Source organism: Tardiphaga sp. 37S4 (assembly GCF_021044645.1).
GTDB classification, from domain to species: Bacteria; Pseudomonadota; Alphaproteobacteria; order Rhizobiales; family Xanthobacteraceae; genus Tardiphaga; species Tardiphaga robiniae.
The window spans coordinates 5,460,777-5,479,464 of sequence record NZ_CP088008.1 but is presented as its reverse complement, the minus strand read 5'-3'; the positions used below and the strand labels follow the sequence as shown (position 1 = coordinate 5,479,464).

Annotated in this window: 16 protein-coding genes; 11 read left to right on the top strand and 5 right to left on the bottom strand. The window is 62.8% G+C overall.

Annotated elements, in window-relative coordinates; genetic code table 11:
- Positions 1 to 4 precede the first annotated feature (4 nt).
- Both LPB73_RS26005 and LPB73_RS26000 read left to right on the top strand, forming a co-directional pair.
- Positions 5 to 418, top strand: a complete 414-nt coding sequence (locus LPB73_RS26005; RefSeq protein ID WP_068730189.1) for an EVE domain-containing protein — start codon at positions 5 to 7, stop codon at positions 416 to 418.
- On the top strand, positions 415 to 1,092 hold the full coding sequence (locus LPB73_RS26000; RefSeq protein WP_231078671.1) for a class I SAM-dependent methyltransferase: 678 nt from the start codon (positions 415 to 417) through the stop codon (positions 1,090 to 1,092). Before LPB73_RS26005 ends, LPB73_RS26000 begins: the two co-directional genes overlap by 4 nt.
- Here the strand turns inward: LPB73_RS26000 and LPB73_RS25995 are convergent, their stop codons facing one another.
- A complete protein-coding gene (locus LPB73_RS25995) occupies positions 1,093 to 2,199 on the bottom strand; it encodes a DNA topoisomerase IB (protein ID WP_089263196.1) in 1,107 nt (368 codons plus the stop codon).
- A 351-nt stretch (positions 2,200 to 2,550) separates the two neighbouring features.
- Here LPB73_RS25995 and acs point away from each other — a divergent pair, with 351 nt between their 5' ends.
- The 3 genes from acs (at position 2,551) to LPB73_RS25980 (ending at position 6,449) form a co-directional block, all read left to right on the top strand.
- Positions 2,551 to 4,500, top strand: coding sequence for an acetate--CoA ligase (gene acs / locus LPB73_RS25990; RefSeq protein ID WP_231078670.1), 1,950 nt, complete (start codon positions 2,551 to 2,553; stop codon positions 4,498 to 4,500).
- 38 nt (positions 4,501 to 4,538) lie between these two features.
- Complete coding sequence (locus tag LPB73_RS25985; RefSeq protein ID WP_231078669.1) at positions 4,539 to 5,660, top strand: Kelch repeat-containing protein; 1,122 nt, start codon at positions 4,539 to 4,541, stop codon at positions 5,658 to 5,660.
- Positions 5,661 to 5,933: 273 nt separating this feature from the next.
- Positions 5,934 to 6,449: a L,D-transpeptidase gene (locus tag LPB73_RS25980; RefSeq protein WP_175369311.1), complete on the top strand. Its 516-nt coding sequence runs from the start codon at positions 5,934 to 5,936 to the stop codon at positions 6,447 to 6,449.
- 63 nt (positions 6,450 to 6,512) lie between these two features.
- Here the strand turns inward: LPB73_RS25980 and LPB73_RS25975 are convergent, their stop codons facing one another.
- Together LPB73_RS25975 and LPB73_RS25970 are read right to left on the bottom strand one after the other, a co-directional pair.
- On the bottom strand, positions 6,513 to 7,028 hold the full coding sequence (locus LPB73_RS25975) for a thermonuclease family protein (protein WP_231078668.1): 516 nt from the start codon (positions 7,026 to 7,028) through the stop codon (positions 6,513 to 6,515).
- Between the two features lie 111 nt (positions 7,029 to 7,139).
- A complete protein-coding gene (locus tag LPB73_RS25970) occupies positions 7,140 to 7,370 on the bottom strand; it encodes a DUF1674 domain-containing protein (protein ID WP_115033144.1) in 231 nt (76 codons plus the stop codon).
- A 195-nt stretch (positions 7,371 to 7,565) separates the two neighbouring features.
- On the opposite strand from LPB73_RS25970, the gene LPB73_RS25965 reads away from it, so the two are divergent.
- From LPB73_RS25965 to purH, 3 genes are all read left to right on the top strand, one after another.
- A complete protein-coding gene (locus LPB73_RS25965) occupies positions 7,566 to 8,906 on the top strand; it encodes an RsmB/NOP family class I SAM-dependent RNA methyltransferase (protein WP_231078667.1) in 1,341 nt (446 codons plus the stop codon).
- A 183-nt stretch (positions 8,907 to 9,089) separates the two neighbouring features.
- Positions 9,090 to 10,781, top strand: coding sequence for a heparinase II/III family protein (locus tag LPB73_RS25960; protein ID WP_089263676.1), 1,692 nt, complete (start codon positions 9,090 to 9,092; stop codon positions 10,779 to 10,781).
- 100 nt (positions 10,782 to 10,881) lie between these two features.
- Positions 10,882 to 12,474 (top strand): bifunctional phosphoribosylaminoimidazolecarboxamide formyltransferase/IMP cyclohydrolase, encoded by a 1,593-nt coding sequence (gene purH / locus LPB73_RS25955; protein ID WP_231078666.1) that lies wholly within the window; start codon positions 10,882 to 10,884, stop codon positions 12,472 to 12,474.
- Positions 12,475 to 12,486: 12 nt separating this feature from the next.
- On the opposite strand, the gene LPB73_RS25950 is transcribed toward purH, so the two are convergent.
- Positions 12,487 to 13,878: an MFS transporter gene (locus LPB73_RS25950; protein ID WP_231078665.1), complete on the bottom strand. Its 1,392-nt coding sequence runs from the start codon at positions 13,876 to 13,878 to the stop codon at positions 12,487 to 12,489.
- Between the two features lie 107 nt (positions 13,879 to 13,985).
- Between LPB73_RS25950 and ggt the strand changes: the two genes are divergently transcribed.
- The 3 genes from ggt to LPB73_RS25935 all read left to right on the top strand — a co-directional run bounded on the left by ggt (position 13,986) and on the right by LPB73_RS25935 (position 18,003).
- The gene (gene ggt / locus LPB73_RS25945) at positions 13,986 to 15,731 is read left to right on the top strand and encodes a gamma-glutamyltransferase (RefSeq protein WP_231078664.1); all 1,746 of its coding nucleotides are present in this window, start codon (positions 13,986 to 13,988) and stop codon (positions 15,729 to 15,731) included.
- 81 nt (positions 15,732 to 15,812) lie between these two features.
- The gene (locus LPB73_RS25940; RefSeq protein ID WP_089263183.1) at positions 15,813 to 17,117 is read left to right on the top strand and encodes an MFS transporter; all 1,305 of its coding nucleotides are present in this window, start codon (positions 15,813 to 15,815) and stop codon (positions 17,115 to 17,117) included.
- Positions 17,104 to 18,003, top strand: a complete 900-nt coding sequence (locus tag LPB73_RS25935; RefSeq protein WP_231078663.1) for an amidohydrolase family protein — start codon at positions 17,104 to 17,106, stop codon at positions 18,001 to 18,003. Before LPB73_RS25940 ends, LPB73_RS25935 begins: the two co-directional genes overlap by 14 nt.
- Here the strand turns inward: LPB73_RS25935 and LPB73_RS25930 are convergent.
- Positions 18,000 to 18,665, bottom strand: coding sequence for a glutathione S-transferase family protein (locus LPB73_RS25930; RefSeq protein ID WP_231078662.1), 666 nt, complete (start codon positions 18,663 to 18,665; stop codon positions 18,000 to 18,002). The genes LPB73_RS25935 and LPB73_RS25930 overlap by 4 nt on opposite strands.
- Between the last annotated feature and the right edge of the window lie 23 nt (positions 18,666 to 18,688).

The window sequence follows — 18,688 nt, the reverse complement described above, 5'->3', positions numbered from 1 at the left end:
CGTGATGAAATACTGGCTGGTGAAATCGGAGCCTTCGGTGTGGTCGTGGGACCAGCAGGTCGCGAAGGGCAAAAAGGGCGAAGCCTGGACCGGCGTGCGCAACCACAGCGCCAAGCTCAATATGATGGCCATGAAGAAAGGCGATCGCGCCTTCTTCTATCATTCCAACGAAGGCAAGGAAGTTGTCGGGATCGTCGAGATCGTGAAAGAGCACTATCCCGATCCAACCGATGAATCCGGCAAGTTCGTCTGCGTCGATATCGCCGCCGACAAACCTTTGAAGACACCGGTGACGCTCGTTGCCGTGAAGGCCGAGAAGAAGCTCGCCGAGATGGCGCTGCTGAAACTGTCGCGGCTCTCGGTGCAGCCGGTGACCGCGGAGGAGTGGAAGCTCGTCTGCAAAATGGGCGGATTGTGAGCGCCGACGGCGCGGCCAATCTTGCAATCACTGATCCCGTAGCTTTCATCCGCGCCAATACGCGCCTGCGACCGGTACCACTGGTGCCGAACATTGTGCTGCACACTGCCGACGAGGCCGTGCCGCTGTGGAGCAAGACAGAAGAGGAACTTGGCGAGGCCGGATTGCCGCCACCGTTCTGGGCTTTCGCCTGGGCCGGCGGACAGGCACTGGCGCGCTTTGTTATCGATCATCCCGGGCATGTTGCTGAAAAGACCATCATCGATTTCGCAACAGGATCGGGGCTGGTGGCTATCGCCGCGATGAAAGCCGGAGCAAGCAGCGTCTTCGCCTATGACATCGACGCCTTTGCGCGCACGGCCATCGCGCTGAACGCGGCTGAAAATGGCGTTACGATCAATGCTCGCGGTGACGATCTGCTCGGCGGCTCATCTGTCCCGCCCGCACAAGCGATTCTGGCAGGCGATATTTTCTATGAACGCGACACCGCAGAGCGCGCCTTTGCATTTCTTTCAGAGCAAGCGGCGCGCGGTGCAACGATCCTGATCGGCGACCCCGGCCGCAGCTATCTGCCGAAAGACAAGTTGCGCAAGCTCGCGGAATACAGAGTGCCCGTGACGCGCGATCTTGAAGATGCAGAGATCAAGAACACGGCGGTGTGGACGCTGGCCTAACTACCCCGCCTCAGCCACCACCTGCGCCAGAAGCTGCTCGCGCTTCGATTGCGAGCGATAGCCCGTTTGCGTCGCGGCGATGCGCGCGAGGACGCCGTCCTCGAAGGCGGTGACGATGGTATCGTGCACATAGCTCTTGCGGCAGATCGCCGCCGTGTTCTGTAATTCGTCCGCCGCCGACCGCACGGCTTCGAGCACCTGCTTCCTGCGCCCGCGCTCACTGGCTGCCGGCTCGATCCGCGACAGGGTTTCAGCCACCGTCGCCGACGCCATCAGAGTGCGGAAATCCTTCAGTGAAATCTTGATGCCGGCGATATCGCGCAGGAAGGCGTTCACTGCTGCCGTGTTGACCTTGTGAATGCGGCCAGCGTTGTCGCGATACTGGAACAGGCGTTTGCCCGGCACGTCGTGCAGGATACCAATCGCGCGGACGAGCTTCGACGCATTGGACTCCTTGCGCACTGCCTTGCCGCCCTTGGCCTTGAAGGTGAGCACGATGCAATCGTCTTCGAGCTGCACGTTCGACTTCATCAGCGTTGTAGCGCCGCGGGTGCCCGACAGCTTCATATAGCTCTCATTGCCGGCACGGATCGCGGTCCGCGTGACGAGTTCGATGACAGCGGCGAGCGCGAACTCACGCGTCGGCTCGTCGCCAGCCAGAAGCGCCGAGACGTTGCGGCGGATCTTCGGCAGTGCCGCCACCAGCTTCGCCAGCCGATGCGCCTTGCGCTGCTCGCGGACCTTCTCCCAATCCGAGTGATAACGGTATTGCAGGCGGCCGGCCGCGTCGCGGCCTACGGCCTGCAAATGCGACGTAGGATCAGCGGCATAGCGGACCTCGGCATAGGCCGGGGGCACTGCCATGGAGTTCAGCCGCTTAATCGTCCCGATATGCTTGATCGGGGTGCCGTTGGCCCTGACGAAGGAATAAGATTTTCCGCGCTTGAGCCGGCGGATCGTCAGCTCAGATTGATCTCCAAGCTTCAGACCCATTTCACGGGCCAAAACCTCCACGCTCGCGGGGCTTGGCTTGGCCATACGGGCTGGCCGCGCGACGGAACGGGCGGAAACGGCCCGGGAAGGCGCGAAATTCTGCTGTTCCATCATAGTGTTATCTGCCTCGTCGGCCCTGTGTCTCTGCTAATGCCGTTTATTGATTTTTGGTTCCGGGCCGCTTGGCCGTCCCTGCGAGGGCGATTTAGGGGCTTCCCGCAACTATTGCGAGTCCACAGGTACGCAATTTCGGTTACTGGTTACCGTTTAGCGCCCGAATTGGCTTTATGATGAAGTTTCCGAGCCGTCAAAACGCGAACGTGATCGGGGCTGCGACCTTGCGGACCGACCAAAGGCCTAGTCCGTCCCCGCTTGTCCGGCTATCTCGCCCCGGCGCATATTGCGCGCAACGAGAACCGGCTGGCGGCGAATTCGCGCAGCGGTCGCACGGTGGTGGAGGGGACGATGTCCGACAAAATTTACGACGTACCGGCTGAGTGGACGACGCGCGCCTTCGTCGATGACGCGAAATACAATGAGATGTATGCGCGCTCGATCAGCGATTCCAACGGCTTCTGGGCCGAGCAGGCCAAGCGCCTCAACTGGACCCACGCCCCCACCAAGATCGAGAACACGTCCTTTGCCCCAGGCAAGATCTCGATCAAGTGGTTCGAGGATGGCGTATTGAACGCCGCCTATAATTGCATCGACCGCCATCTACCGAAGCGCGCCAACCAGACCGCGATCATCTGGGAAGGCGACGACCCCTCGCAGTCGAAGCACATCAGCTATCAGGAACTGCACGACGAAGTTTGCAAGATGGCCAACGTGTTGCGCAACCGCAATGTCGGCAAAGGCGACCGCGTCACGATTTATCTGCCGATGATTCCGGAAGCCGCTTACGCGATGCTGGCCTGCGCGCGCATCGGCGCGGTCCATTCAGTGGTCTTCGCCGGCTTCTCGCCGGACTCGCTGGCGCAGCGCATCACTGACTGCCAGTCTAAGATCATCATCACCGCCGATGAAGGCCTGCGCGGCGGCAAGAAAGTGCCGCTAAAGAACAATGTCGATGCGGCCGTCGCGAAAGCCGGCGGCGTCGACTGGGTCGTCGTGGTCAAGCACACCGGCACGCCGGTGAATATGGATCCCGCCCGTGACTTCTGGTATCGCGAGGCCGCCGAAGTCGTGACCACCGAATGCCCCTGCGAGCCGATGAATGCGGAAGATCCGCTGTTCATCCTCTACACGTCGGGCTCCACCGGCCAGCCCAAGGGCGTGCTGCACACCACTGGCGGCTATCTGCTGTTCGCCTCGATGACGCATCAATATGTGTTCGACTATCACGAGGGTGATGTCTACTGGTGCACCGCCGACGTCGGCTGGGTGACCGGTCACAGCTACATTCTCTATGGGCCGCTGGCCAACGGCGCGACCACGCTGATGTTCGAAGGCGTGCCGAACTATCCGTCGATGTCGCGCTTCTGGGAAGTCATCGACAAGCATCAGGTCAACATCTTCTACACCGCGCCAACCGCGATCCGCGCGCTGATGCAGGCCGGCGACGAGCCGGTGAAGAAAACCTCGCGCAAGAGCCTGCGATTGCTGGGATCGGTCGGCGAGCCGATCAATCCGGAAGCCTGGGAGTGGTACTATCACGTCGTCGGCGAGGCGCGCGCGCCGATCGTCGATACCTGGTGGCAGACCGAGACCGGCGGCATTCTCATCACGCCCCTGCCCGGCGCCACGAAACTGAAGCCTGGCTCGGCGACGCGGCCGTTCTTTGGTGTCGTCCCCGAGATCGTCGATGCCGATGGCAAGGTGCTGGAGGGCGAGACCTCGGGCAATCTCTGCATCGCCAAGTCATGGCCTGGCCAGATGCGGACGGTCTATGGCGATCACGCCCGTTTCGAACAGACCTATTTCTCGACCTACAAGAACAAGTACTTCACCGGCGACGGCTGCCGCCGCGATGCCGACGGTTATTACTGGATCACCGGCCGCGTCGACGACGTCATCAATGTCTCCGGCCACCGCATGGGCACCGCGGAAGTGGAATCGTCGCTGGTCGCGCATGAGAAAGTGTCGGAAGCCGCCGTGGTCGGCTATCCGCACGACATCAAGGGCCAGGGCATCTACGCTTATGTCACGTTGATGAACGGCGTCGAGCCGACTGAAGAGCTCCGCAAGGAGCTCGTGGCCTGGGTTCGCAAGGACATCGGCCCGATCGCCTCGCCGGACCTGATCCAGTTCGCACCGGGTCTACCAAAGACCCGCTCCGGCAAGATCATGCGCCGCATCCTGCGCAAGATCGCCGAAGACGAACCGTCATCTCTGGGTGATACATCGACACTGGCCGATCCCGCCGTGGTCACCGACCTCGTCGAGCATCGGCAGAACAAGAAGCCGGGGGCGTAACCGCTCGCCCAATCTGTCGGCAAACACGGAGTGATGTGGTGGATCGTCGGTCATTCGTGTTGGGAAGTGCTGCAGTTGTTGCGGGCGGAGCCTCCGCCCGTGCGCAACATGCCGGTCATCCCGCATTGCCTGGGGCACCATCGTCGAAAGAGCCCTACGCCAAATTGCAAGGTGGCGTACCGCATCACATGACGCCCGAGCAGGAGGCGCAGCGTGTCACAGAGAGTCCGGCGCCGAAAGGGCCGCAAGGAAAGTGGATATCGCGTGCGGCACTGCCGTTGCCGCGCAGCGAGATGGCCTGGGCGACATCATGGGCCGATCGTATGCATATCGTCGGCGGCTACGGCGAAGGCCGTGTCGACCGCCCCTATCACCATGTCTACGATCCCGCTTCAGATCAGTGGCTCGACGCAGCGCCCCTGCCGCGCGGCGCCAACCATGTCTCGGTCGCTGCCGATGCCGGACGCGTCTATGCGCTCGGCGGTTTCATGCAGCAGAACCGCGGCTCGGACCAGAACGCCTATGCCTATGATGTCGCTGCCAATCGCTGGGATACGATCGCGCCCTTGCCGCGACCACGCGGTGCCGGCGCTGCCGTTGCGCTGAACGGCAAAATCCATCTGATCGGCGGCGCGTCGGAACCGGCGGCTGAGCGCGCCAGTGTCAGTTGGCACGAAGCCTATGATCCCAAGACCGACAAATGGGAGACCCGCAAGGCACTGCCCGGTGCGCGTGACCATGTCGGCTGCGTGGCCACGCGCGGCGTGATCCATGTGATCGGCGGGCGTTTCAATACGTTCGAGTACAATACCGATCTGCACCATGTGTATCTGCCCGAGCGCGACACATGGGAGCTGCGCGCCGCACTGCCGACGACCCGTTCGGGCCATGGCCTTGTGGTATATCGCGACCGGCTGTTCGCCATGGGCGGCGAATCCGGCGTGGTGCAGAACGGCCAGCTCACCCAGGGCAAGGTGTACGGACAGATGGAAAGCTACGATCCGGCCTCCGACACCTGGCAGAGCCACGCGCCGATGCTGACCCCGCGCCATGCGGTCGGCGCCACGGTTATTGGCGACTGGATCTATGTGGCCGGTGGCGGCGCTGTCCTCGGCGGCGCGGTACAATCCGCCGTCCATGAGGCCTTTACGCTGGCCTAGTGACCTCCAACGCATCGCATCTGGCTGCCCTCACGCGATTGTCAGGGGCAGATGGCCGCTGCTGGCCAATTTAGAGCGAGTGTTGTTTTCCGGGCATTTACTTTGTTCAGCGGATTTCCTCTTTAGGCGCTCGTTGGCGCACTCCCCCGCGCCGGCAGAGACCGGTTGTTTACGCGACTGGTTGAGAATTTCCCGTGTGCAATTGTTTTCGTCGCCTTGAGAGGCGGCACGACCTCGTCGGCCGCTACCGGTCGGGCCGAACTGGAGAGATCGATGTCCTTGAAGATTGCTAGTGCGCTGGCAGCCACCGTTGTCGTTGGCGCCCTGATGTCCCCCACCGCGCAGGCAGCGCCCAATGTGGTCGGCTTCCATGGCGACTATGCCCCCGGCACCATCGTCGTGAAGACCAATGAGCGTAAGCTGTATCTCGTGCTCGAACAGGGTCAGGCCGTGCGCTATCCCGTCGGTGTCGGCAAGCCCGGCAAACAGTGGGCCGGCGCCACCAAGATCGACGGCAAGTACCGCCAGCCGGCCTGGGCTCCGCCCGCCGACGTCAAGCGTGACAATCCGAATATCCCCGATGTGATTGCGGGCGGTTCGCCCGCTAATCCGATGGGCGTTGCTGCGATGACCCTCGCCGGCGGCGAATATGCCATCCACGGCACCAACCGCCCCAATTCGATCGGCGGCTATGTCTCTTACGGTTGCGTCCGCATGTACAACGAAGACATCACCGACCTCTATTCGCGCGTCTCGGTCGGCACGCCGGTGATCGTCACCCAGCGCTGATCGCTGGCAGCTTCGCTATTCTGAAAAGCCGCGCATGATGCGCGGCTTTTTGTTTTGCTGATCTCAGCGGTTATCGCACCAGCCGTTGCGATGGCCACCGCCATACGCGCGCGCGTGACCAGCACCGAGCAGTGCAGCCGACACGTTCGGCGTTTGCCTGGTCGCCACATCGGCTACTACGCGGCCGGGATATTTGTCAGGCCCGATATTATAGATCGTGAGACTTCCCTCGCGGAGCAACTTGGTCAGTGCGGCCGTCGCGGTTTCTGCTTTCTGAATCTCGCGCGCGCATTGCCCCTTCAGTTCCGGCGCATCGATGCCACGCAAACGAATGCGCACGCTGACGTCTTCACCCGACCCAAGATGCACGCGCGCGCCAAAAGTATCGCCGTCGATGGCATAGCGCATCTCGATCGGGTAGCGCGCCTCAGCATTGCCGGCGCGCCTGACGATCGCCTCGGAATCGCGGGCGGCCTCGGTCTGATCCGCGCCGGGCAGGAACGGCAGCCAACGCTTCACCGGCAGCATGGTGCCGGCGGCCAGGCCAAGCACGAATACCCACGGCATCGCCGCGGACATGCGGGATCGCCACGGCGACGCACGGTGAATGCGCGATGCTGGGGTCATCGTCCTGCGATAATGTGAGTCGAAACAACCAGCCAGAAGAATCTGGCTCAGTGACCCGAAGAGTTAGAAGTCGGACGCAATGCCCTTACGCTCCCAGTCGCCAAAGCGCGTGGGCTCCGGGCCTTCAGGTCCCTGGAACTCTTTCGCTTTCGCCGCAGTATGTGCTGCTGCAGCTGCAGCCCGACGTTCTTCTGCCTCGGCCAGCGCGCGCTGCGCGGCTGGCGTCAAAACTTTCTTCGGTGCCGGCTCAGGCTCCGGCAAAGACGTTGCGGACTCGGAAGGAATGTCGTTCATCTCAGGTTTCCTGCTGAACCGGCAAGGGCGGCACGCGTTACATAAATCAATGTCGAACAGTTGCCGTTCGACTGTGAGCATATAAGGGCGATTCTTACATTTGGCATATTCGCATGCGACAGAATCGCTCCCATCCAATGGCCGCATGCTGAGCCTGCCCGCGCCATTGCCCGCCCTCCGTCGTGATGTTTTCGCATGTCGCAAGTAAGATACGCACCGCCAACCGAGGTCCCCGGCCTCGCCGCGCGACGGATTGCGGCGGATATTCTCGACGGCGTATTGCACAAGCATCGGACCCTCGACGACCAGCTCGAAGGCGCCGCGGCCCATCCCGGCCTGAAAACCCTATCCGACCGCGACCGCGCGCTGATGCGACGTCTGGTTGCAACGATCCTGCGCCGGCTCGGCACGCTCGGGCATATTCTCTCCCGCCTGCTCGACCGTGGTGTTCCCACCGATGCCCCGCGTGCGCAAAGTGCGCTCCTGATTGGTGCTGCCCAGATCCTCTGGATGGATGTGCCGGATCACGCCGCCGTCGACCTCTCGGTCCGCATGGTGCAATCCGACCGCCGCGCCGCGAAATATGCCGGACTGGTCAATGCCGTGTTGCGACGCTGCGCCCGTGAAGGCCAGCCGCTGATCGACGAAGTTGCCGCCCAGACTCTCGACATCCCGCCCTGGCTGATGGCGCGCTGGACGGCCCATTACGGCGGGACGGCAGCCAAGGAAATGGCCGTGGCGCTGAGCCATGAGCCGTCGCTCGATCTCACCGTCAAATCCGAAGCCGATGCCTGGGCCACGCGCCTGCACGGCGAAGTGCTTCCAACCGGTTCCGTCCGAACCTTGCTGCAGGGCTCGGTGACCATGCTGCCCGGTTTCGATGACGGCCAGTGGTGGGTGCAGGACGCCGCGGCGGCACTGCCGGCACGACTGTTCGGCGACCTCAAGGGCAAACGCATCGTCGATCTCTGCGCCGCGCCGGGCGGCAAGACTGCGCAATTGGTCCAGGGCGGCGCGCAGGTCACTGCTATCGACCGCTCGCCGAACCGCGTGGCGCGGCTGCGCGAAAATTTGGCGCGACTGTCGCTGGAAGCCGAAACCGTCGTCGTCGACGGCACCGAATATCCCGGCGAGGGTTTTGACGGCGTGTTGCTGGACGCGCCCTGCTCCTCGACCGGCACGATCCGGCGGCATCCCGACGTCGCCTGGCTGAAACAGGACTCCGATATCGTCATGCTGACCGCGCTGCAGCGGCGCCTGCTGCAGAAGGCGGCTTCCATCCTGAAGCCCGGCGGAACCCTGGTCTATTGCACCTGTTCGCTGGAGCCAGAAGAAGGCGAACAAGCCATCGCCGACCTGCTGGCCAAGGATTCCAGCATGCGCCGCGCCCCCGCCGACGCCAGTGAAGTTGCCGGCCTGGCCGAGATCGTCACCCCCGAGGGCGATCTGCGCACTTTGCCGAGCCATCTGCCCCATACCGATCCTCGGCTCGGCGGGCTCGACGGCTTCTATGCGGCGCGACTCATTAAATCCTGATATTCACAGAGTAATCTCCCGATTCGCGAGGCTTCCACAGGGGGCTTCCTTGTACTGTGTGCGGATCGCGTTTCCGGCTAAAAGGATTCGCAACAACCCTTTCTCTTCCAGTTCAAGGCGCGCGTGGTCGCACATCGCAGACGTATCTCGGGGCTGATCCTCGGCCGCTTCGCGCGGAGCGCTATGTCGCGCGCGTCCGGTGGATCGGCGGCGCTGGCCCGGCTCTGGCCCGGACGCACTGATCGCCTGATCATCGCTCCGCATGACCTGCGCACCACCGACGCCACCCGCGCCGCCGAAATCTATGCCGGGCGCTTCGTCTTCGCCGGCAAGATCGTCACCTGCCACGGTCGCTCGATCTTCGATCTGGAACCGCCATCGGAGGACTGGGAAGTTTCACTGCTCGGCTTTGGCTGGCTCCGCCATCTGCGCGCCGCCGACACCGCCATCACCCGCGCCAATGCGCGCTCGCTGATCGACGACTGGATGTCGAATACATCGCGCAAGCGCCCTGTCGGCCGCCGCGCCGACGTCATCGCCCGCCGTGTGATCTCGCTGCTATCGCAGGCACCGCTGGTACTCGGCGATACCGACGGCAAATTCTATCGCCGCTATCTGCGCTCGCTCAGCCGCGAGATCCGCTCGCTACGCTACGCGCTGTCACATGCACCCGACGGCGTGCCAAAGCTGCAGGTACTGATTGCGCTGTGTTACGCATCCCTCTGCCTCGCCAATCAGGCGCGCCACATCCGTACCGCCACACGCAAACTCTCCGACGAATTGCAGCGCCAGATCCTGCCCGATGGCGGACATATCTCGCGCAACCCCGGCGCGCTGATCGAATTGCTGATCGATCTGCTGCCGCTGCGGCAGACCTTTGCCGCCCGCAACATCGCGCCACCGCCGGCGCTACTGAATGCGATCGATCGCATGATGCCGATGCTGCGATTCTTCCGTCATGGCGACGGCTCGTTCGCACTGTTCAACGGTATGAGCAATGCGCCATCGCATCTGCTGGCGACGCTGCTGGCCTATGACGACACGCACGGCGTGCCGATGGCGCATATGCCGCATACCGGCTTCCAGCGTCTCGAGGCCGGTCAGATGACCGTGATCATCGACACCGGCCCGCCACCACCGTCCAGTGTGAGCCACGACGCCCATGCCGGTACGTTGTCGTTCGAACTGTCGTCCGGCCCGAGCCGCATCGTCATCAATTGCGGCATGCCGTCGACCGGGCGCGACAACTGGCGCGCTTTCGCGCGCGGCACGCCCGCGCATTCGACGATGACCTATCACAACACCTCGTCGTGCCAGTTCGTCGAACGCAGCGCGATGAAGAAGTTTCTGCAGGGCGCCCCGATCGTCAACGGCCCGCATGTGGTGGAGAGCTATCGCGAGATCACCTCGAACGGCACCATCCTGACCACCGCGCATGACGGCTATCACCCACGCTTCGGTGTCACGCATCGGCGCGTGCTGATGATCTCCGAGGACGGGTCGAAACTTGAGGGCGAGGACATCGTTGCGGCCGCGCCCGGCGCGCGGCTCAAAGGCAGCAATACCGACTACGCCTTGCGCTTCCATCTGCACCCGTCGGTAAAGGCCAGCCGGCTCAGCGACGCCCGCGGCGTCATGCTGGTATTGCCGAACCGCGACGTCTGGACCTTCGAGGCGCTGGACGACAAGGTCGAGCTGGAGGACAGCGTGTTCCTGGCCGGCAATGACGGACCGCGCCGAACCGCCCAGATCGTGATCCACCAGAACGCCCAGCAGACCTCCAGCATCCGCTGGAGTTTTGCCCGCTCGGCCTCCTCGCCGTCGCAGACCACGGCCCGCCGCAACGCCCGCCGCGAGCCGGAATTGCCGTTGTAAATCAGGCCTTCACGACGAAATTGCTGGCATGCAAGCCCTTGCAGTTTCTTGCACCGCGAAACCATGCTACGCGGCGTCCTTCTCCCACGGGATACGCATCATGACCGACCATCCGCGCAAGGTTACTCGCGCTCTATTGTCCGTTTCCGACAAGTCCGGGCTGATCGAATTTGCTCGCGCGCTGTCTGCCCACGGCATCGACCTCGTTTCCACCGGCGGTACCGCCAAGGCGATCGCTGCGGCGGGCCTGAAGGTCTCGGACGTGTCCGACCTCACCGGCTTCCCGGAAATGATGGATGGCCGGGTCAAGACGCTGCATCCCAAGGTTCATGGCGGCCTGCTCGCGATCCGCGACAATGCCGAACACGCCAAGGCAATGAAGGATCACGGAATTTCGCAGATCGATCTGCTCGTCGTGAACCTCTACCCGTTCGAGGAGACCGTTGCGAAGAACGCCTCCTATGAGGATTGTATCGAGAATATCGACATCGGCGGTCCGGCAATGATCCGCGCGGCCTCCAAGAACCACGACGACGTCACCGTGGTCGTCGAGCCGTCGGACTATCAGTCGGTGCTCGACGAACTCGCCACCAACAAGGGCGCGACCACGCTAACGCTGCGCCGCCGTCTGGCAGCCAAGGCTTATGCCCGCACTGCGGCCTATGACGCCGCGATCTCGAACTGGTTTGCCGATCAGTTGAAAATCGATGCGCCGGATTTCCGGGCTGTTGGCGGCAAGCTCGTCGAAGCGCTGCGTTACGGCGAGAACCCGCACCAGACCGCTGCATTCTATCGCACACCCGAACTCCGCCCCGGCGTATCCTCGGCGCGGCAGGTGCAGGGCAAGCAACTGTCCTACAACAATATCAACGACACCGATGCGGCCTATGAATGCATCGCCGAGTTCGATCCAAAGCGCACCGCAGCCTGCGTCATCGTCAAGCACGCCAACCCCTGCGGCGTGGCCGAAGGCAGCAACCTGATCGACGCCTATCGCAAGGCACTGGCCTGCGATTCTACTTCGGCCTTCGGCGGCATCATTGCCATGAACCGCACGCTGGACGCGGAGACCGCGCAGACCATCACCGAGATCCTGACCGAGGTGATCATCGCGCCGGACGCCACCGAAGAAGCAATCGCCATCATCGCCAAACGACGGAATATCCGCCTGCTGCTGGCAGGCAGTCTGCCTAATCCCCGCGCGCCGGGCCTGACCTACAAGACGGTGGCCGGCGGCCTGCTGGTGCAGAGCCGTGACAACGCGGTGGTCGATGACATGATCCTAAAGCCGGTTACCAAACGGCAGCCGACGGAAGCTGAATTGCGCGATCTCAAATTTGCATTCCGTGTGGCCAAGCATGTCAAATCGAACACGATCATTTACGCGAAAAACCTTGCCACCGTCGGTATCGGTGCAGGCCAGATGAGCCGGGTCGATTCCGCTCGGATTGCCGCACGTAAGGCGCAAGATGCTGCTGCCGAACTGAAACTCGCCGAGCCTATGACCAAAGGATCGGTCGTCGCATCAGATGCGTTCTTCCCCTTCGCCGACGGACTATTGGTGGCGATCGAGGCCGGAGCCACGGCCGTGATTCAGCCAGGCGGTTCGATCCGCGACGATGAAGTGATCAAGGCGGCGGATGACGCCGGAATCGCAATGGTGTTCACCGGCGTCCGCCACTTCAAGCACTGAGACTTTCGAGGCTCAGGCTTCCCGCACGCGCGCGAGCAGACCGAGGCCTCCGACAAAGAACAGCACCAGCACTGCCATGCCAGCCTTCTGGCTGGCGGTGACTGCGGTGACGAGGCCGATCAATAGCGGCCCCATGAAGGACGTTACCTTCCCTGTCAACGCGAACAGACCGAAGAACTGCGCGATGCGATCCTGCGGTGCCAACCGGATCAACAGCGTGCGCGATGCCGCCTGCAGCGGACCGCCCGCCATGCCGATCAGGCAACCCAGCGCAAGATAGGCCTTCTCCGCAGGCGCCGCGAACAGACCGCCACCGGGCACCGGCGGCGTGACCTTGATGAAGAAGATGGTTTCGCGATCAATCAGCAGGATCGCGATGATCGAGATCAGCAGCAGCAGGATGCTGCCGGTGATCACACGCTTTGGTCCGAACGCATCGTCGAGTTTTCCGCCAATGAAGGCGCCGAACGTTCCGGCAATGGCCAGGATGATACCGAATGTGCCGATCTGAATCGTATTCCAGCCGAACGTGCCGGCCGCATAGATGCCGCCGAAAGCAAACAGCGACACGAGCCCGTCCGTGTAGATCATGTTGGCTATCAGGAATGCCATCATCGAGCGATGCTTCGGCAGATCGCTTAGCGTGTGCCTGAGATCGGTCAGACCTGCACGCACGGCGTGACCGGGCGAAACCTTTGCAGGAAAATCCGGCGTCAGCAGAAACATCGGCAGCACGAAGACGACGAACCACAGGCCCGACAGCGGCGCCGAAATGCGATCGCCCTGGAACGTCGCGGGGTCGAGACCGAGGATCGGGACCAGACCGAACAATGTGCGCCCAGTGGTCGGGTTCGCAGCCATGAAGCCGAGCACGATGATCAGGCTGAGAATGCCGCCGACATAGCCGAGCGCCCAGCCCGAACCGGACAGGCGGCCGATTTTATCCGGCGGCACCAACGTCGGCATCATCGCATTGTTGAACACGGTGGCAAATTCCACGCCGATGGTCGCCAAGCCATAGGCAATCAGCAGCGGCAGGATGATAGCGGGATCGCCGGGCTTGCCGATCCACATGATGCAGGCGCCGATCACGAAGATCGCACCGAAGCTTGCGATCCAAGGCTTGCGGCGGCCGCTCGCGTCGGCAATCGCGCCAAGCATCGGCGATGCCAGCGCGATGATCAACCCGGCCGCAGCAGTAGCGAAACCCCACAGCGATTGTCCCGTGGCCGCATCGGATGCCACGCGCGTGGCGAAATAGGGCGCGAAAACAAAGGTGGTGATGAGACTGAAGTAAGGCTGGGCCGCCCAGTCAAAAAACATCCAGCTGATCACCGCAGAGCGCGGTGGATAGGTCTTTGGCGCCGCTGTCACAGAGGCTGATGAAGCGGCGGCGACCGCCATGCGTGGTATCCCCCCGCGAATCACAGAGTGTTGTCTCGTACGTTTCACAAGCCATATAGCATTCGAGACGGCGATGCGATCATGTCCGCTGTCAGCCGGAGTGATCGATGGCACCGTTTGCTTTCCTGCGTTGTACGTGCGTCGCAGCACTCGCATTTATACTCGTCGTCCCGGCATCGACAAACGCGCAGCAGGCGCGTGACATCTATACCCCCGCACCGTCAGGCACGCTCAAACCCATCGCTGCCAAGCATGGCATGGTCGTCGCCCAGGAGAAGATCTCCGCCAAGGTGGGTGCGGATGTCATGGCGCGCGGTGGCAATGCGATCGATGCGGCTGTTGCGAGCGGTTTCGCCATGGCTGTCACCTATCCGCGCGCCGGTAATATCGGCGGCGGCGGTTTCATGGTGATCCACACAGCCTCCGGCGAAGACGTCACCATCGACTATCGCGAGACCGCGCCGGCCGCTGCCACCCGCACCATGTTTCTCGGCAGCGACGGCAAACCGGACACCGCGAAATCCCGCGATTCAGCTTTGGGCATCGGCATCCCCGGCACGGTGGCGGGACTTGCGCTGGCGCTGGAGAAATACGGCTCGGGCAAGTTCACATTGTCGGATCTGTTACAGCCCGCGATTGTGCTGGCGCGCGACGGCTTCATCCTGACTGACGATGGTGCGGATACACTGCCGGATTGGCACAGGCGCCTGGTGCGCTGGCCGGCAACGAAGAAGATCTTTTCGCGTGACGACGGCACCTCGCTGCGCGACGGCGACCGGTTGATCCAGACAGACCTCGCAACAACACTCACAGCGATTGCCACACAGGGACCGCGCGGCTTCTATGGAGGCCCCGTCGCCGAGAAGCTGGTCAGCGGCATCAATGCGGCAGGCGGCATCTTCACGGCAGACGACCTCAAGACCTATCAGCCCGTGGTTCGCACGCCGGTCCGCGGCAGCTATCGCGGCTACGACATCATCTCAATGCCGCTGCCATCATCCGGCGGAACGGTGCTGCTGGAGACACTGAATATTCTCGAAGGCTTCCCGATGGGCGAGATGCGGCAAGCCTCCGCACCGTCGCTGCATCTGCTGGTCGAGGCCATGAAGCGTGCTTATGCGGATCGCGCGCGCTATCTGGGCGATCCCGCTTTTGTCAACGCGCCGATCGCGACGCTGACTTCGAAGGACTACGCTACCGGGCAGCGCGCCTCGATCGATCCCAACAAGGCAACGCCGTGGACCGACGCCCTCTCGGCCGTACCGCCGCGCGAAGGACAGAATACGACCCACTATTCGGTGGTCGACAGCGCCGGCAATGCGGTGAGCAACACTTACACGCTGAACTTCAGTTATGGTGTTGGCCTGATCGCCGACGGCACCGGCGTATTGCTCAACAACGAGCTTGACGACTTCACCGCCGCACCCGGCGCATCCAATGCCTATGGACTTGTCGGCTTCGAAGCCAACCTGCCCGGCCCAGGCAAGCGGCCACTGTCATCGATGTCGCCGACCATCGTTCTAAAGGATGGCAAACCGGTGCTGGTCACCGGCTCGCCCGGCGGCAGCCGCATCATCTCGACAGTGCTGCAGGTGATCGTCAATGTGATCGACTACAGAATGGATGTGATGTCGGCCGTCGCGACCTCTCGCCTGCATCACCAGTGGCTGCCCGATGAAGTCCGCATCGAACGCGGCTTTAGCGAAGAGACCCTCAATGCCCTGCGTGCCATGGGCCACAAGGTGGTTGAGCCGATGGGCCAGACTTCGGCTAACTCTATTCTGGTGACGCCAGACGGCTTGCTTGGTGCCCCTGATCCGCGTACGCGTGGCGCTGAGGCATCTGGGTACTGACGTCCAATGACATATCCGGTGCTCCCAGGGGCGCGCGGGTGAGCGCCCCCCGAACCAAGATGACAAACGGGGGAAACAATCATGAGCGGCAACCGACCAACCGATCCCGGCGCCATTGAGCGCGCGGAAATCGAAGACACCAGCCTTCTGGCCTTCTATCGCGATATGAACCCACCGGAGCGCCGCACGTTTTGGGCCTGCGCCACAGGCTGGGCACTCGATGGCATGGACTTCATGATCTATCCGCTGGTGATCGGCACCATCATCGTGATGTGGAAGGTCGATCCCGGTACTGCCGGCCTCGCTGGCACCGTGACACTTCTTGCCTCCGCGATCGGTGGCTGGCTCGGCGGTTATCTTGCCGACCGTATCGGCCGCGTCCGCACGCTGCAGCTGACGATCCTGTGGTTCTCGTTCTTCTCGCTGATCTGTGCCTTCGTGCAGAATTTCGATCAGCTGCTGGTGGCGCGTGCACTGCTCGGCATTGGCTTTGGCGGTGAATGGGCCGCAGGCGCAGTGCTGATGGGCGAAGCCATCCGTCCGCAATATCGCGGCCGTGCTGTCGGCTCGGTGCAATCCGGCTGGGCGATCGGCTGGGGTCTCGCCGTGCTGTCACAAGCGGTCTTGTTCTCATGGCTTCCACCAGAGACGGCGTGGCGCTGGATGTTCGCCATCGGTGCACTGCCGGCTTTGCTGGTGCTGTATCTGCGCCGCTACGTCGAAGAGCCGGTCATCGCCGCGGAGACCCGGGCCAAGCAGAACGCCAGCGGCGATCGGCCCAAGCTCAGCGAAATCTTTGCCGGCCCGATGCTGAAGACCACGATCCTTGCGTCGCTTGCTGCGACCGGTTGCCAGGGTGGCTATTACGCCATCACCTTCTGGGTGCCGCGCTTCCTCACCACCGAGCGCAAGCTGTCGATCGTCTCATCGACCGGCTATCTTTCGGCGCTGATCGTCGGCTCCTTCATCGGCTATCTCGTCGGTGCATGGCTCGCCGACCGCATCGGTCGGCGCAACCTGTTCCTGACCTTCTCGCTCGGCGCCATCGCAGTCATCCTGATCTACACACAGGTGACGCTCACCAACGAAGTGCTGTGGATCCTCGGCTTTCCGCTCGGCTTCTTTGCGTCGGGCTACTTCTCCGGCATGGGCGCGTTCCTCACGGAGCTCTATCCAACACGTCTGCGCGGATCTGGTCAGGGCTTCTGCTACAATTTCGGCCGTGGTATCGGCGCTCTGTTCCCGTTCCTGGTCGGCGCTCTGTCCAACACCACCAGCCTCGGCAATGCCATCGCGATCTTCGCAGTGCTGGCTTACGGCCTGTTCTTCCTCGCAGCCTATGCGTTGCCTGAAACCCGCGGACGTATTCTCTATGCAGACGCCTGATTCATCCCCCAGCGAACCCCGGGCTTGCCCGGGGCCGCAACCGACCCAGCGCAGCGCGACACGGTTCACCGTGCCGCGTGGTGCCGTTGATACGCATGCCCATGTGATCGGTCTGCCGCCGGACTATCCGTTCGTCGCCGGGCGGAGCTACACGCCGCCGGAGGCCACGGCGGCATCTTATCTATCGATGCTCGATGCGACCGGCATGACTTACGGCGTGCTAACGCAAGTCAGCGTGCATGGCACCGACAACCGCCTGCTGGTGGACGCGCTCACCGCCAATCGCCAGCGGCTGCGCGGCATCGCCGTGATCGGGCTGGATTGCCCCGAGAAGGAGAAGGCCGCGCTGAAAGAAGCCGGCGTCGTCGGCCTTCGGCTCAACGTGCTTTATGGCGGCGGGATGGGTTTCGCGCAGCTTGAGGACTACGCGTCGCTCTGCCGCGAGATGGGCTGGCATCTGCAATTCCTGATCGATGCCAAGGATATTCCGGCTCTCGCCTCACGCTTTGCGAAACTGCCGGTGCCATTCCTCGTTGACCACATGGGACACTTCCCGACCTCACGCGGCATCAACGATCCGGGCTTCGACGCTCTGGTCGGACTCGTTCGTGACGGCGCATGGGTGCGGCTGTCCGGCGCCTATCGCACCAGCATCCAGGGTGGCCCGCCCTATAGCGATACGATTCCCTTCGCCCAGAAGCTGGTCGCCGCCAATCCGGATCGTTGCATCTGGGGCTCCGACTGGCCGCATGTGGCGAACTGGGATGTGATGATGGGCGTAAGTGATCTGCTCGACCTGCTTGCAGAGTGGGTGCCGGATGAGACGACGCGCAATCGTATCCTCACGAACAATCCGCAGAAGCTGTTCGGCTTCCCCGCGGTCTAGCGCCCCACCGAATACGGCCCGCCCTTCTCCAGCGCACGCTGATAGGCGGGCCGCGCATGGATCTTCGCGAGCCACGCCATCGCCTTGGGATGTCCTTGCTCCAGCCCGGCGCGCGCGGAGGCCGCTTCGAGCGGGAAGCTCATCTGGATATCGGCGGCGGTGAATTCGTTGCCGGCGAACCACTCGCTCTTCGACAGCTCGCCTTCCCAGAAGGCCATATGCTGTTTGAGCTGCGGATCCACCAACGTGTTCAGCGCTTTCGCAGCGATGGCATTGACCACCGGACGCATCAGCAGCGGCGCGCGCTTCGGCAGCATCATGAAGATGAGCTTCAACAGGAGCGGCGGCATCGCCGATCCCTCGGCGTAGTGCAGCCAATAGGTGAAGCGCAGGCGCTCCGGTGTGTTGTCAGGCGGAATCAGCCGGCCGTTGCCGTAGGTTTTGACGAGATATTCGACGATCGCACCGGACTCGGCGATCGTGTTGCCGCTATCGGTGATGACAGGCGACTTGCCGAGCGGATGGATCGCCCGCAGCTCCGGCGGCGCCAGCATGTTGGGCTGCCGGTCGTATCTGATGATCTCATAGGGAGTGCCGAGCTCTTCGAACAGCCACAGCACGCGCTGGGAGCGCGAGTTATTCAGGTGATGGACAGTGAGCATGGCGATCCTTTGCGAGCTGGCGC

Coding starts and splice junctions, on each gene's coding strand:
- LPB73_RS25975 (WP_231078668.1), bottom strand. CDS start 7,028: ATGTCCGCGGCGATGCCGTGGGTATTCGTGCTTGGCCTGGCCGCCGGC.
- LPB73_RS25980 (WP_175369311.1), top strand. CDS start 5,934: ATGTCCTTGAAGATTGCTAGTGCGCTGGCAGCCACCGTTGTCGTTGGC.
- LPB73_RS25965 (WP_231078667.1), top strand. CDS start 7,566: ATGTCGCAAGTAAGATACGCACCGCCAACCGAGGTCCCCGGCCTCGCC.
- LPB73_RS26005 (WP_068730189.1), top strand. CDS start 5: ATGAAATACTGGCTGGTGAAATCGGAGCCTTCGGTGTGGTCGTGGGAC.
- LPB73_RS25940 (WP_089263183.1), top strand. CDS start 15,813: ATGAGCGGCAACCGACCAACCGATCCCGGCGCCATTGAGCGCGCGGAA.
- acs (WP_231078670.1), top strand. CDS start 2,551: ATGTCCGACAAAATTTACGACGTACCGGCTGAGTGGACGACGCGCGCC.
- LPB73_RS25960 (WP_089263676.1), top strand. CDS start 9,090: ATGTCGCGCGCGTCCGGTGGATCGGCGGCGCTGGCCCGGCTCTGGCCC.
- LPB73_RS25970 (WP_115033144.1), bottom strand. CDS start 7,370: ATGAACGACATTCCTTCCGAGTCCGCAACGTCTTTGCCGGAGCCTGAG.
- ggt (WP_231078664.1), top strand. CDS start 13,986: ATGGCACCGTTTGCTTTCCTGCGTTGTACGTGCGTCGCAGCACTCGCA.
- LPB73_RS25935 (WP_231078663.1), top strand. CDS start 17,104: ATGCAGACGCCTGATTCATCCCCCAGCGAACCCCGGGCTTGCCCGGGG.
- LPB73_RS25995 (WP_089263196.1), bottom strand. CDS start 2,199: ATGATGGAACAGCAGAATTTCGCGCCTTCCCGGGCCGTTTCCGCCCGT.
- LPB73_RS25930 (WP_231078662.1), bottom strand. CDS start 18,665: ATGCTCACTGTCCATCACCTGAATAACTCGCGCTCCCAGCGCGTGCTG.
- purH (WP_231078666.1), top strand. CDS start 10,882: ATGACCGACCATCCGCGCAAGGTTACTCGCGCTCTATTGTCCGTTTCC.
- LPB73_RS25950 (WP_231078665.1), bottom strand. CDS start 13,878: ATGGCGGTCGCCGCCGCTTCATCAGCCTCTGTGACAGCGGCGCCAAAG.